Origin of the sequence: Rhodococcus sp. NPDC059969 (assembly GCF_042738325.1) — a bacterium.
Lineage (GTDB): Bacteria > Actinomycetota > Actinomycetes > Mycobacteriales > Mycobacteriaceae > Rhodococcus_F.
The window spans coordinates 198,788-212,041 of record NZ_JBHWUF010000008.1 but is presented as its reverse complement, the minus strand read 5'-3'; the positions used below and the strand labels follow the sequence as shown (position 1 = coordinate 212,041).

The window sequence follows — 13,254 nt, the reverse complement described above, 5'->3', positions numbered from 1 at the left end:
GTCCCGGCTACCGGGGTTCTGTACGAACTGCGAACGCCCGATAGGGTGACCGGGTGCGTCCTACACTTGATTCCTACACTCATCTGGCCGGTGGCAAGGTCCGCGACCTTTACACGATCGACGACGAGCATCTGCTGCTTGTCGCGAGTGATCGGATCTCGGCCTACGACCACGTGCTCAGCACACCGATCCCGGACAAGGGCCGCGTTCTCACCGCGATGAGCGTGTTCTTCTTCAACGTCCTCGGTGGCACCAACCATCTGGCCGGTGAGCCCGACGACGATCGCATCCCGGAAGAGGTGCTCGGCCGGGCTCTCGTCGTGCGCTCCCTCGACATGGTTCCCGTCGAATGCGTCGTCCGTGGCTTCCTCACCGGCTCCGGCCTGGTCGACTACAACAACACCGGCGCAGTGTGCGGCGTCGCGCTGCCCGAGGGCCTTGTCGAGGCGTCGCGGCTGCCCGACCCGATCTTCACGCCGGCGTCCAAGGCGGCTCTCGGCGATCACGACGAGAACATCAGCTTCGAGCAGGTAGTGGAGAAGGTCGGCCTGAAGCTGGCCGTGCAGCTTCGCGAGGACACTCTCGACGTCTACGCCCGCGCCTCCAACTTCGCGGCCGATCGCGGAATCATCCTCGCGGACACCAAGCTCGAATTCGGTCTCGACTCCGCGGGAAACCTCGTGCTCGCCGACGAGGTGCTCACCCCCGACTCGTCCCGCTACTGGCCCCTCGAAGGTTACGAGGCAGGCAAGGTGCAGCCCAGTTTCGACAAGCAGTTCGTCCGCGACTGGCTCACGAGCCCCGAATCCGGTTGGGATCGAAGCTCGGACACGACTCCGCCGCCGTTGCCGCAGGAGATCGTCGATGCGACTCGCGCTCGCTACATCGAGGCGTACGAACGCATTTCCGGGTTGTCCTTCGACGATTGGGTCGGTCCCAGCGCATGAGCCTCGTCCCGCCGGTCGCAAAGAAGGTCCCCACCGAACGTACCCATCACGGACACACGTTCGTCGATGACTACGAGTGGCTGCGGGACAAGGACAATGCCGAGGTAGTCGCGTACCTCGAAGCCGAGAACGCGTACACCGACGAGCAGACCGCCGCTCTCGAGCCGTTGCGCGAGAAGATCTTCCAGGAGATCAAGTCGCGGACGCAGGAAACCGACATGTCGGTACCCACACGCATGGGCAAGTGGTGGTACTACTCGCGCAGCGTGGAAGGCAAGTCGTACACCGTCCAGTGCCGGTGTCCCATTGCCGGTGAGGACGACTGGACTCCCCCCAACCTGACGCCTGGCGTCGAGCTGGCCGGCGAGCAGATCCTCATGGACGGCAATGTCGAAGCCGAAGGGCACGAGTTTTTTTCGCTCGGCGCGTTCTCCATCAGCGAGGACGGCACGTTGCTGGCGTACTCGGTCGACATCGTCGGGGACGAGCGGTACACCTTGCGGTTCAAGAACCTCGAGACCGGTGAAATGCTGGCTGACGAGATTCCCGACACCGCACCCGGTGCCACCTGGGCAATCGACCACAGCCACGTCTTCTACATGACCGTCGACGACTCCTGGCGTCCGGACACCGTGTGGCGTCACAAGCTGGGAACGCCGCAGAGTCAAGATGTTTCGGTCTTCCACGAGCCCGACGAGCGTTACTGGGTATCCGTGGGTTCGACTCGCAGCGAGAAGTACCTGATGATCTGGGTCGGGTCCAAGGTGACCAGCGAAGGCTGGATGCTGGAATCGGCGAATCCGGAAGGCGACTTCCGCGTCATCATCCCGCGTCGCGAAGGTGTCGAATACGGGGCCGAACACGCGGTGATCGGGGGAGAAGACCGCTTCCTCATCCTCCACAACGACGTCGTCGACGGAGTCAAGGCCGAGAACTTCGTGTTGGTGGAAGCTCCGGTATCGGATCCGACGAACATGACGACGCTGATCGAGCACAGCGCCGACGTTCGGCTGGAAGAAGCCGAAGCCTTTGCCGGACACCTCGTCCTGAGCTACCGCCGCGAGGCTCTCACTCGGGTTGCCGTGTGGCCGTTGACGGATGACGGCTACGGCGAACGTCACGAGATCGACTTCGACGAAGAACTCTTCAGCATCGGGATGGGGTCCAACCCGGAATGGGCGCAGCCCACCATCCGGCTCGGCTTCACGTCCTTCATCACTCCCGGGCAGGTGTACGACTACTACGTCGCCAGTGGTGAACTGGCACTGCGTAAGTCGCAGCCCGTTCTCGGTGACTTCGATGCGAGTAATTACGAGCAGCGCCGCGACTGGGCAGTGGCCGACGACGGCACCCGCATTCCGCTCTCGATCGTGAGGCGCATAGGTGCACCCGAAGGTCCCGCGCCGTTGTTGTTGTACGGCTACGGTTCCTACGAGGCGAGCATCGACCCGTCGTTCTCGGTTGCCCGGCTGTCGTTGCTCGATCGCGGTGTCGTTTTCGTGGTTGCGCACGTGCGCGGTGGCGGCGAGATGGGCCGTCACTGGTACGAAAACGGCAAGACGCTCACGAAGAAGAACACCTTCACCGATTTTGTCTCTTGCGCAAGGCATTTGATCGACACCGGAGTCACAGCCGCTGATCGTTTGGTTGCCGACGGTGGTAGTGCGGGCGGACTGCTGATGGGCGCTGTCGCCAATCTCGCTCCGGAACTGTTTGCCGGCATTCTCGCCAATGTTCCGTTTGTCGACCCGCTGACGTCGATTCTCGATCCGTCATTGCCGTTGACGGTCATCGAGTGGGACGAATGGGGAGATCCGCTGCACAACAAGGATGTCTACGACTACATGCGCTCGTACAGCCCGTACGAGAACGTGGAAGCCAAGGACTACCCCGCGATTCTCGCAATCACGAGCATCAACGACACCCGTGTCCTGTACGTGGAGCCGGCCAAGTGGGTCGCAAAACTGCGCGCCACAAAGACCGGTGACGCTCCGCTACTTCTCAAGACCGAGATGAGCGCTGGACACGGCGGTGTCAGCGGTCGTTACGAGAAGTGGAAAGAGGTCGCGTTCGAGTTCGCCTGGGTGCTGGACACCGTGGGCGCGAACTAGCTTCTGTATCAATCAGGTTCGGTGACTCTCAGGTTCGGTGACTCTCAGGTTCTGCGGTAACGAACCTGAGGGCGCCCCGCGCGCCCGTACTCGGTCTCCCGGGTGAGCATGCCGTCGTCTGCCAATTTTTCGAGGTAGCGCCAGGCTGTCACCCGGGACACTCCGACCGAGGCTGCCACCTCTGCCGCAGTCACAGGACCTTCCGAATCCCGGACGGACGCAGCGACGAGTCCGAGCGTTTGAGACGCAAAGCCTTTCGGTGCCGCTGCTCGATCGTCGGACGTTCGCAGTGCGGACATCGCGCGGTCGATGTCGTGCTGGCTGACCGCAGACTCTCCGGCGGGAAGCGCTGCACGATATTCGAGGTAGCGCTCGAGCTTGTCGCGGAACGCTGCGAAGGTGAACGGCTTGAGGAGATAGAGCACGATCCCGCGAGCGACGGCGCTTCGAACCACCTCCAGATCGCGCGCCGAGGTGACCGCGATGATGTCCGGACTCGGGCGCAACCCACCGAGGGCGGAAGCCACGTCGAGGCCGCTGGCGTCGGGCAACCCGATGTCGAGCAGGACCAGGTCGATGGGCTGGTCGGTTGCGTTTGCCGCCGTAACTGCACGCACGGCGGCGTTCCCGGAATGAACCACACCGTGGACCACGAACTCCGGCACGCGTTCGACGTAGGAACGGTGCGCCTGCGCGATCAACGGTTCGTCGTCGACTATCAGGACGCGAATCATCGGGGTGCTTCCGCTTCGCGCAGCGGGATGCGGACCACCAGCATCGAGCCCATCGCCGGTTCACTGGACAGCGTGCCGCCGTGCCGTTTCACCACTTGAGAGACCAGTGCGAGTCCGAGTCCACGAGAGCCGGATTTTGTGGAGTAGCCACGGCCCTTGGCCTTTTCGAGAGCTTCGGGTGTCATTCCCGGGCCGCTGTCGGCGACGGCAACAACCATCATCGAATCCTCTTCCATTACCGTCACTTCCACCCACGGAGACTCGCTCGCGCGTGATGCGTCAATAGCATTGTCCACGAGATTGCCGACCAGCGTGACCAACTCGCGTGCATTGAGTGAAGGCACCGGACCGAGTGCGGTGTCTTCCGTGATGGTCAGGTCGACCCCGCGTTCTGCCGCTTCGCTCATTTTTCCGAGCAACAGTGCGGCCAGCGCCGGCTCGTGAACCGCATTCATCAGACGATCGATCAGCTGCTGAGACACCCGCAATTCGTTGGTGGCGAAGGCCACTGCGTCTTCGTTTCGCCCCAACTCGACCATCGTGATAATCGTGTGCAGACGATTTGCGCTCTCGTGCGCTTGCGAGCGAAGCGACTCGGCAAAACTACGCACCGAATCCAATTCTCCGAGGACGTTCTGAAGTTCGGTGTGATCGCGAATTGTCAGCACGGTGCCAATTCTGTTGCCCTCCCACTCAACCGGGTGTTGGTTGACCACCAGCACGCGCTTGTCGGTGAGGTGCACTTGATCCTTGGCGGGCGATGCGTCGTCGACTCGCAAGGTCTCGGGGATGGACGAAAGCGGGACAGGTCCTTCCGGCAGGTCGAGGAGTCGACGTGCTTCGTCGTTGACGATGTCCACTTTCGCGTCCATGCCCCGGCCTCGGCCGATCACCACCAAACCCTCACCGATGCTGTGCAGGACGGCGTCGTGGTGCTCGAACATGGTGCGCAGTTCATCCGGCGCCATCCCCAAGGTCTGTCGCCTGATACGCCGACTCACCAGAAGTGAACTCAGGAGGGCGGCAAGAAGACCCCCGCCGGCAACGAACAGGATTACCGGAACACTTTGGGCGAACTGCTTGCTGATCTGCTCGCGGGTGACACCGGCAGAAACCAGACCGACCAGGGTTCCGCCGGAATCGTAGACGGGAGTGACTGCGCGGATCGACGGCCCCAGCGACCCGGCGTACGTCTCCGTGAAGGTCGCGCCGGCGAGTGCGCGGTCGATGTTCCCGGTGAACAGTTGACCGATCAGTTCCGGGCTCGTGTGGGTGAACCGAGTGCGATCCGGCGCCATCACCACGATGAAATCGACGCCAGTTGCCTGTCGGATTTTCTCGGTCTGTGGTTGCAGAATCGCGGTCGGGTCTGCACTCGTCAGGGCTGCCGCCGTCGAATCCGACAGGGCGAGAGTCTGCGCTATCGAGCTCACCTGCCTGCGGATCGCGTCGTCGCTGTCTCGGCGTTCGTCGACAACCGCGAGCGCTGCTCCCACGCCGATGACCAGCGCCAACAACGCCAATTGCAGGAGCAGGATCTGTCTGGCGACGCTCATACGTCGGCCGGTCTTTCGTTCGACCATCGAGCGCCTCCTGAACGTAATGAACACAAACTTCCGGGTCCACCTGTTTGCAACAAGAATTCTCCACGACTCGAAGTGATCCCGATCACTTCACAGATATCCGATCCAAAGGACACCCCATGAGCAGCACGGCAACAGGGACAGTAGACGGTTCCCCACAGCCCGAGGGCACCAAGGCAAAGCGCGACAAGACGCATTGGCTCTACATGAGCGTCATCGTCGCGGTTATCGGCGGCATCCTCGTCGGTTGGCTCGCACCCGAGTTCGGTAAGTCCGTCGGTGTACTCGGCACGTTGTTCGTCAGCCTGATCAAGATGATGATCAGCCCGGTCATCTTCTGCACCATCGTGCTCGGCATCGGCTCGGTTCGAGCAGCGGCCAAGGTCGGCAAGGTCGGCGGCCTCGCACTCGCTTACTTCATCGGGATGTCCACCATCGCACTCGCGATCGGCCTGGGCGTCGGCAACCTGCTCAACCCGGGCAGTGGCCTGAACATCACGCCCAACGCGGCTTCTGTGGCCAAGCTTGCAGATCAGGCGCACAGCGCCGGCGGTACCTGGGACTTCGTCGCGTCCATCATTCCGACGTCGATGCTGTCCTCCCTCACAGCCGGCAGCGTGCTGCAGACTCTGTTCGTCGCCCTTCTGGTCGGCTTCGCGATCCAGTCGCTCGGCAAGTCGGGCGAGCCGATCCTCAAGGCTGTCGGATACATCCAGAAGCTCGTGTTCAAGATCCTGACGATGATCCTCTGGCTCGCCCCGATCGGCGCCTTCGGAGCCATCGCCAGCGTCGTCGGCCAGACCGGTCTGAACGCCGTCGTCCAGCTCGGAACCCTGATGATCGGCTTCTACCTGACCTGCCTGATCTTCGTCTTCGGTGTTCTCGGAACGCTGCTGCGCGCGGTCACCGGATTCAACATCTTCAAGCTGGTCAAGTACTTGGCCCGTGAGTACCTGCTCATCTTCGCCACCTCGTCCTCCGAATCGGCACTGCCGCGTCTGATCGCCAAGATGGAGCACGTGGGCGTCGAGCGCACCACGGTCGGCATCGTCGTTCCCACCGGCTACTCGTTCAACCTCGACGGCACCGCGATCTACCTGACGATGGCGTCGATCTTCATCGCCGACGCCATGGGACAGCCGCTCGCCTTCGGTGAACAGCTCTCGCTGCTGGTGTTCATGATCATCGCCTCCAAGGGTGCAGCCGGAGTCAGTGGCGCCGGTCTGGCCACACTGGCCGGCGGACTGCAGAGCCATCGCCCCGAGCTTCTCGACGGCGTCGGACTCATCGTCGGAATCGACCGCTTCATGTCGGAAGCGCGAGCGATCACCAACTTCTCGGGCAACGCGGTCGCGACTCTCCTGGTCGGCGCGTGGACCAAGACGATCGACAAGGAACGCGTCATCGAGGTGCTCGACGGGAAGATCCCGTTCAACGAGGCAACGATGCTCGACGACGAGGACGAAGAGGAGCAGCACAAACTCGAGACGGCTCCGACCGGCACCAAGCAGTCGTTTGTGAGCCATCACTAGAGGTGACTGTGAGCCATCACTAGATCCGTGCGCTCTGCTGAACGTTTGACTGCGCTGCAAGCGCGGAACCCGATCTACGATCAGTGATCCTGGTCGTAACGATGAAAGAGACCGCCGCACCAACCGTGCGACGGTCTCTTTCTGTTCGTGGCCGCTATGTGTACCAGGTCGGTTCAGGAATCTCGCCGGTCAGGTACTGGCTACCGACTTCACGGCGCTTGTACGCGAGCGGATCGTGAAGGGTGTGCGTCCGAATGTTGCGCCAGTAGATGTCCAGGCCGACATCGTTGGAAGTGGCTCGGGCACCGGTCAGTTCGAAGATCTTGTTGCTGATCTCCAAGGACACGTCGGCCGCGCGGAGTTTGGCGGCCGCGATGCGTACGGCGAGGTCGCCGCGAGCCTGCTCGGTGAGGTTTTCGCGAGCAGCGTGGAGTACGGCGTCGGCCTCGCGGCTGACCTGGTCCACGAAGGCCTCCGCTGCCCACAGCTTGGATTGCAAGTCGCCGTAGCCCTCACGGAGATACCACTCGTCGGTCGCGATTTCGCGGTTGTCACCTCCGTACGGCCATGGACGCGTTCGGGTTCGGGTGTACTCGGCTGCGGTGTCCAGCGCGCCACGGGCGATCCCGAGGTAGAAGTTCGCGAACACGATCTCGATCGCCGGGAAGTTCAGGGTGTTGTAGACGAGGGGTCGGAATTCCTTGTCGACAAAGCCTGCTGCACTTGCCCAGTCGACCTCGACGTCGTTGATCTCGACACTGCCGGAATCGGTGAGGCGCTGCCCGAGGTTGTCCCAGTCTCCGCGGAAGACTATGCCGTCCTGAGCAGTCGGCACGATTGCGAACACATGCGTCGCAGTTCCGTCGATGATTCCTTCGAGCACGGTGAGGTCGGTGACTCGGCCGCCGGTGGAAAACGACTTCACGCCGTTAAATACCAGGGTGTACCCGCGGTCCACGACGGTGAGGTCGGTGTCTCGAGGGTTAACCGCGCCGCCGAAGAAGAATCGGTTGCTCGTGTACAGCTCCTCGACAGCAGAGATCTGCGGATCGGTTCCGACCAATCTGGCAGCCCAGGCCCACAGGTAGTGGTATCCGAGCAACTGTCCGATGGATCCGTCGGCGCGGGCGATCTCCCGAACCACCTTGTACGCGGTCTCCCATCGCTGCCCGCCGCCGCCGAACTCGACCGGACCCAGCAGTGTCACCAGACCACTGTCCTTGAGTAGCTGAACTTCTCGGAACGGCGGTTCACCGGCTCGATCACGCGCGAGTGCGTCGACGGTGAGGATGTTGCTCACCTCGCGAGCCCGGTCGATCCAGCCCTCGGGTGTGTCGGGAATGCCGACGAAGACTTCGGTTTCACTGGTCACGGTCATGCCTGTACATCCTTTTCTGTCGGTGCAGTCCCGATGGCCCACACGTAAATCGGTTCGGTTCCGTTGATTTCGTAGTCGCCGACAACTTTGGATTTGAAGACGACCGGGTTGTGACTGGCCACGGTGCGGGCGTTGCGCCAGAACCGATCGAGATCGAGGTCCCGGCTCACTCCGGAAGCACCAAGTGCGTCGAAGATCTTGGCCGTGGCCGGCACGACCAGTCCGATCGAGGCGACCTGGCCTCGCCCTGAATCGATTTCGGCCGCGATGTTGGCGGCCTTCTCTTCCTCCGGCGAGCCGGAGAACGCGGCTTCGTAAGCCCATTGGGACGACTGCGCGGCGTGCAGTGCAACGGCCTCGGCTGCAAAGGCGGCAGAGGACACTTCACCGACCACTTGCTGGATCTGTGAATCCTGCGCATACCGTGGAGCGTTGCCGTGACTGAAGGTGCGAGTGCGAGCGGCAACTCGGCGAGAAATCTCGGTTGTCGCAGCCTTGGCGATGCCGGCGAGAGTGGCGAGATGGAACAGTTGATAGAACGCGGTCTGGTATTTGAATCGCGTCGAGAAGTCGAAGATGTTCTCCGGCTGGACAATCGCATTCTCGTAGACGGATGAGCCGGACCCCGTCGTCTGCTGGCCGAAGCCGTTCCAGTCGTCGCTGTGTGTGACACCGGGTTGCCTCGCCTCGACCGCGGCAATCACGAATGCGCCAGTGTCGGTGCGCTGCGAGTACAGGTCGATCCAGTCGGCGAAAATGGAACCCGTGCTGTAGAACTTGGCCCCGTTCGCCAGGAAATGATCGGCATCGGGTGCGGGCGAGACCTTGGTGTTGGCTTCGCCCAATGCAACATCGCCGATTTCGGTCCACGCGTTCCCGACCAACTGTCCCTCGGCAAAGCGTCGGAGCCAGGTATCGCGTTCAGTTCCGGGGTCGGCGACCAGTCGGTCTTCGACAAACGCGAAATGACCGCGCAATGCCTGGGTGATGTTGGAATCGGCGCTCGACAACTCGACCAACAAACGGATCAATTGTGGGATGCTCGCGCCGGATCCGCCGTGCGTGGTCGGCACCCGAACGGCGCCGAAGCCTGCCTTCTTGAGTGCGTCGATCTGTTGGAACGGAAGCACGTGGTCGCGTTCGCGTTCGACGACGGATTGTGCGATGTCCTCGAAGATCGGACGGAATTTCTCTGCCAGTGTTTCGTAGTCGACCTCACTCTTGATCGGATCTGCAGACCGGGCTACGGCATTCGGCGTCAGTGCGGTGGTCATGGGAAGAATGCAAGCTGTAATCACCAGGGGCGTCGATCCTTCATCGCGACCTGATTCGAAGTGTTGTCACTCAGCGCAAATCTCGGTTCGATGGCCTGCCGGGCAGTCGTACCGAAACTGAGTGGTCAGTGCGATTGCTCGTGAAGATGCTCGACGATCCATCCGTTCCATTCGACGGTGCCACCGGAACCACAATCATGTCGGAACGGTTGCCCTGGAGGGCCGGGACGTACGGCCACGCGAAAGTCTCTCGCTCCCAACCGGAGATCGACAGTCGTGCGTACTCCGTCCACCCTCTCGGTGACACTCTCGAGTGCGCCCGAAGCGACAATGTCGGTGGCGCGCCGGACAGCGTGCTCGGCGGCCTGAGCGGCCTGCGACAGCGCTGCCCGGCCGCGCAGGTGCGTCAGGGACAGTTCTCCGTTCAGGTACTTCTCGGCTGCATCCATCGCAGAGTTGCCGTCCAGTCGGCTGAAATAGACTGCGGCGGGCCACGCAATCATGTTGGCGGCGAAACGATCTCCACCGATGTGACTGCACTCCCACACGTCCGCGATCTGGGCCGCGTCCAGCGCCGCTACAACCGGACGGCCGAGTTCGGCGCAGCACGCATCCTTTTTCCCATGTGTGCAGACTCCGAAGAGCGGTTCCGTACGGGAGCGGCCGAAGGCGGACTCCACTCCGGTGGCCATCGATTCGAACGGTAGTGCCGACAGGTTCTCGTATCGGTCCACCGACCCTTCCCTCATCCAGTGGCGCGTGCCGTCCGTCCACGCGAGAACGCACGTCGGGGTGAGGACCTGGCGGTTGCGGGGACGCCGGATCAGCACAACGCGGATACGACCCTGCGCTGAGTAGATTTTTTCGGTGAGCGCGTCTGGCAGAACGTCGTCCGGGGCGGACGCCGGCCAGGGCCCGGGGTGCTCGATCAACACCCACAGATGTGTCATTCCGGCGCGACCGACCATAGGTTCGCCGGCAGTCGACGACTGCCGTGTACAGGCGTGAGGGCGTCGACTGGTTTGAGGATTGGCGAAAAATTCCGAAAGGCACTGCACAGGTGCCTTCCCCACGACACCGTCGCTGTGGCAGGGGAGGGAAGACACGAAAAGGCTCCAGTTTCGTAGGTTAGGCTCACCAGACTATTGGATGGTGAATCCTTTGCTCAGCCGTGGTGAATACGCGTGGCTGTGACGGTCGGAAGCAGTCGGTGACAGGAGTGTGTGAATGAAGCGCAGTAACTCGCGTACGAGGTACGTGCTGGGTGGTTTTGTCCTCGCCGCCATCGTGGCAACTACGACTGCTTGTGGCGGTGACGATCTTGATGACCCTGGGATGCAGCCCGACGCCGTGCACGCGGTCGCCCACGCCCGCGGAACCACCGAAGTGCCGATGGATCCGCAGAGAGTTGTCGTGCTCGAGCCGGTTCAGCTCGACACGTCGGTAGCGCTGGGCGTGATTCCCGTGGGCACCGCGGTACTCAGCGAGACGACGGGCGTTCCGGCGTACCTCGGTGAGAAGGCGGCGGAGATCGAGATGGTCGGAACCGTCGCGGCACCGAACCTCGAGAAGATCGTCGCGCTGAGCCCGGATCTGATCATCGGAACGGAAACACGGCACGGGGATCTGTACGAGCAGCTCGCTGCCATCGCGCCGACCGTCTACATGGCAACTCAGACCGATCCGTGGCAGGACAACGTCCAGTTCGTCGCAGAAGCGTTGAACAAGACCGATCAGGCGGGCGAGCTGCTCGGTGACTACACGGCACGCTGCGAGGAAGTGGCGAGCAAGCACAGCACCGAGGGCAAGACCGCTCAGCTCATCCGCCCACGCGACGACGTTCTGACGCTGTACGGACCCACGTCGTTTGCCGGAAGCACTCTCGAATGTGCTGGACTCACGATTCCCGCACGCGACTGGGAGAACTCGATCTCCGTCGACCTCTCCCCGGAATTCGTCTCCGGAGCCAACGCCGACCTCATCCTGGTCACCTCCGCGAAACCGGCCGATGCCGGCACGATGCCGAAGGCCGTGGCCGACAACGCCGGATTCTTCCCGAACCCGCATCTGGTGGACATGTCCTACTGGATCACCGGCGTCGGACCGCTCGGCGGCCTCACCGTTCTGGACGACCTCGATCGCATTCTCGGAGCGTCGAATTAGCAGTGCGCGAAGGAGCAGTGCGCGAGAGAGTCGCTAAGTTGGAACCTATGACAACTCCAGTACAGAACATCGCGATCAACACTCTCGGTGGCGTGCCCACCTCGTTGGGCGAATACGACGGCCGTGCCGTGCTCGTGGTCAACGTCGCATCCAAGTGTGGACTGACCCCGCAGTACTCGGCTCTCGAGAAGCTGGCCAGTGAATACGCGGACCGCGGTCTGACCGTGATCGGTATCCCGTGCAACCAGTTCATGGGCCAGGAACCGGGCACCGCAGAAGAGATCGAGACGTTCTGCTCCACCACATACGGCGTTACGTTCCCGCTGCTGGAGAAGATCGAGGTGAACGGCGAAAACCAGCATCCGCTGTACGCCGAACTCACCAAGGCCGCCGACGCCGAAGGCGCTGCCGGCGACATCCAGTGGAACTTCGAGAAGTTCCTGATCGGACCGGACGGCACCGTCGTCAACCGATTCCGTCCGCGGACCGAGCCTGACGCACCCGAGGTCGTCGCCGCGATCGAAGCTGCGCTTCCCAAGAACTAGTAGCTGCGCTTCCCGAGAACTAGTAGCTGCGCTTCCCGAGAACTAGCGGCTCGTTGCTGGAAACTGCCGCCGGATGATCATCCGGCGGCAGTGTGCTGTTCACCCACAGCTGCCACTATCGGAGTATGTCCGCAGAACTGATCGTGTCGGTATCCGGAATCAGAGACGAGACATGTTATCTCGCTGCCGGATTCGCTGACGAGATGGACGCTCGAGGTGTGCGTTTGTCGCTCCTGGTGGCGCCGCGACTCAAGGACAAATATCGACTTGCCGACGACGCGGTGACGACGGCCTGGCTGCGTGAGCGTCGTGAGCACGGCGACGCCATCGTTCTGCACGGCTACGACCAGGCCGCGACCAAGCGTCGTCGGGCCGAGTTCGCCACTCTGTCCAAGCACGAAGCAAAACTGCGACTACTCGCTGCGGATCGGGTCCTCGAACAGGCAGGCCTCAGGACCCGGGTGTTCGCACCGCCGCGCTGGGTGGCGTCGCCCGGTGCCATGTCGGTGTTGCCGGAGACCGGCTTTCGGACGATGGCAGGCCTCGGCGCCGTGCACGATCTGACCCGTGGAACCTTGCAGCGGGGAAGGGTTTTCGGTATCGGCGAGGGCTTCAAGGCCGAACCGTGGTGGTGCCGTGCGTTGGTTCTCGGAGCCGGGCGCGCAGCCAAGCGTGGGGGACTGGTCAGGTTGTCGATCACCGCCAAGCAGTTGGGAAACGAGGGACCGCGCCAGGCAGTTCTCGACGCCGTCGATCTTGCTCTCTTTCACGAAGCCGCCTCGCAGGTGTATCGGTGGAACTCGCCGTCTCGAGAACTCGGCGCTGCCTGAGTTCGGCGGTTGGCAACTATTTGATAGCTAGGAGGCGGCGTCGTCTGTCCGGGTTGTCCGAGCAGGCGCACTCTTCGTATTTCTCCGCTTCTTGGCTGGTAGTGGTCCATCAAGGGGCTAATTCGGATATATCGGACGCTGAAGTGGAGAGTGGAGT

11 protein-coding genes are annotated in these 13,254 nt (G+C 62.3%); 6 read left to right on the top strand and 5 right to left on the bottom strand.

Features of this window, described 5'->3' with window-relative positions; genetic code table 11:
• Nucleotides 1-53: 53 nt before the first annotated feature.
• Nucleotides 54-947, top strand: a complete 894-nt coding sequence (locus ACFWAD_RS21925) for a phosphoribosylaminoimidazolesuccinocarboxamide synthase (protein ID WP_050655449.1) — start codon at nt 54-56, stop codon at nt 945-947.
• The gene (locus ACFWAD_RS21920; protein ID WP_378547639.1) at nt 944-3,058 is read left to right on the top strand and encodes a S9 family peptidase; all 2,115 of its coding nucleotides are present in this window, start codon (nt 944-946) and stop codon (nt 3,056-3,058) included. The genes ACFWAD_RS21925 and ACFWAD_RS21920 overlap by 4 nt, the downstream gene beginning before the upstream one ends.
• A 44-nt stretch (nt 3,059-3,102) precedes the next feature.
• On the opposite strand, the gene ACFWAD_RS21915 is transcribed toward ACFWAD_RS21920, so the two are convergent.
• Both ACFWAD_RS21915 and ACFWAD_RS21910 read right to left on the bottom strand, forming a co-directional pair.
• Entirely contained in the window at nt 3,103-3,792 is a 690-nt protein-coding gene (locus ACFWAD_RS21915) for a response regulator (protein WP_003945570.1), read from the bottom strand.
• Entirely contained in the window at nt 3,789-5,375 is a 1,587-nt protein-coding gene (locus tag ACFWAD_RS21910) for an ATP-binding protein (protein WP_378547637.1), read from the bottom strand. The genes ACFWAD_RS21915 and ACFWAD_RS21910 overlap by 4 nt, the downstream gene beginning before the upstream one ends.
• A gap of 119 nt (nt 5,376-5,494) precedes the next feature.
• On the opposite strand from ACFWAD_RS21910, the gene ACFWAD_RS21905 reads away from it, so the two are divergent.
• On the top strand, nt 5,495-6,907 hold the full coding sequence (locus tag ACFWAD_RS21905) for a cation:dicarboxylate symporter family transporter (RefSeq protein WP_378448841.1): 1,413 nt from the start codon (nt 5,495-5,497) through the stop codon (nt 6,905-6,907).
• Between the two features lie 154 nt (nt 6,908-7,061).
• Here the strand turns inward: ACFWAD_RS21905 and ACFWAD_RS21900 are convergent, their stop codons facing one another.
• The 3 genes from ACFWAD_RS21900 to ACFWAD_RS21890 form a co-directional block, all read right to left on the bottom strand.
• Entirely contained in the window at nt 7,062-8,285 is a 1,224-nt protein-coding gene (locus ACFWAD_RS21900) for an acyl-CoA dehydrogenase family protein (protein WP_378547635.1), read from the bottom strand.
• Nucleotides 8,282-9,559, bottom strand: coding sequence for an acyl-CoA dehydrogenase family protein (locus ACFWAD_RS21895; RefSeq protein WP_378535373.1), 1,278 nt, complete (start codon nt 9,557-9,559; stop codon nt 8,282-8,284). Before ACFWAD_RS21895 ends, ACFWAD_RS21900 begins: the two co-directional genes overlap by 4 nt.
• 125 nt (nt 9,560-9,684) lie before the next feature.
• Complete coding sequence (locus ACFWAD_RS21890; RefSeq protein WP_378547633.1) at nt 9,685-10,527, bottom strand: sucrase ferredoxin; 843 nt, start codon at nt 10,525-10,527, stop codon at nt 9,685-9,687.
• A gap of 259 nt (nt 10,528-10,786) precedes the next feature.
• Here ACFWAD_RS21890 and ACFWAD_RS21885 point away from each other — a divergent pair, with 259 nt between their 5' ends.
• The 3 genes from ACFWAD_RS21885 (at nt 10,787) to ACFWAD_RS21875 (ending at nt 13,097) form a co-directional block, all read left to right on the top strand.
• Entirely contained in the window at nt 10,787-11,722 is a 936-nt protein-coding gene (locus tag ACFWAD_RS21885; RefSeq protein ID WP_378535377.1) for an ABC transporter substrate-binding protein, read from the top strand.
• Between the two features lie 47 nt (nt 11,723-11,769).
• Complete coding sequence (locus ACFWAD_RS21880) at nt 11,770-12,267, top strand: glutathione peroxidase (RefSeq protein WP_003945816.1); 498 nt, start codon at nt 11,770-11,772, stop codon at nt 12,265-12,267.
• 125 nt (nt 12,268-12,392) lie between these two features.
• Nucleotides 12,393-13,097 carry a DUF2334 domain-containing protein gene (locus ACFWAD_RS21875; RefSeq protein WP_378535379.1) on the top strand — a complete coding sequence of 235 codons (705 nt, stop codon included), beginning with the start codon at nt 12,393-12,395 and terminating at the stop codon, nt 13,095-13,097.
• Nucleotides 13,098-13,254: the final 157 nt, after the last annotated feature.

Bases quoted from the DNA above. Each gene is read 5' to 3' on its own strand.
- ACFWAD_RS21890 (WP_378547633.1), bottom strand. From the start codon at position 10,527: ATGGTCGGTCGCGCCGGAATGACACATCTGTGGGTGTTGATCGAGCAC.
- ACFWAD_RS21880 (WP_003945816.1), top strand. From the start codon at position 11,770: ATGACAACTCCAGTACAGAACATCGCGATCAACACTCTCGGTGGCGTG.
- ACFWAD_RS21895 (WP_378535373.1), bottom strand. From the start codon at position 9,559: ATGACCACCGCACTGACGCCGAATGCCGTAGCCCGGTCTGCAGATCCG.
- ACFWAD_RS21920 (WP_378547639.1), top strand. From the start codon at position 944: ATGAGCCTCGTCCCGCCGGTCGCAAAGAAGGTCCCCACCGAACGTACC.
- ACFWAD_RS21875 (WP_378535379.1), top strand. From the start codon at position 12,393: ATGTCCGCAGAACTGATCGTGTCGGTATCCGGAATCAGAGACGAGACA.
- ACFWAD_RS21915 (WP_003945570.1), bottom strand. From the start codon at position 3,792: ATGATTCGCGTCCTGATAGTCGACGACGAACCGTTGATCGCGCAGGCG.
- ACFWAD_RS21910 (WP_378547637.1), bottom strand. From the start codon at position 5,375: ATGGTCGAACGAAAGACCGGCCGACGTATGAGCGTCGCCAGACAGATC.
- ACFWAD_RS21900 (WP_378547635.1), bottom strand. From the start codon at position 8,285: ATGACCGTGACCAGTGAAACCGAAGTCTTCGTCGGCATTCCCGACACA.
- ACFWAD_RS21885 (WP_378535377.1), top strand. From the start codon at position 10,787: ATGAAGCGCAGTAACTCGCGTACGAGGTACGTGCTGGGTGGTTTTGTC.
- ACFWAD_RS21905 (WP_378448841.1), top strand. From the start codon at position 5,495: ATGAGCAGCACGGCAACAGGGACAGTAGACGGTTCCCCACAGCCCGAG.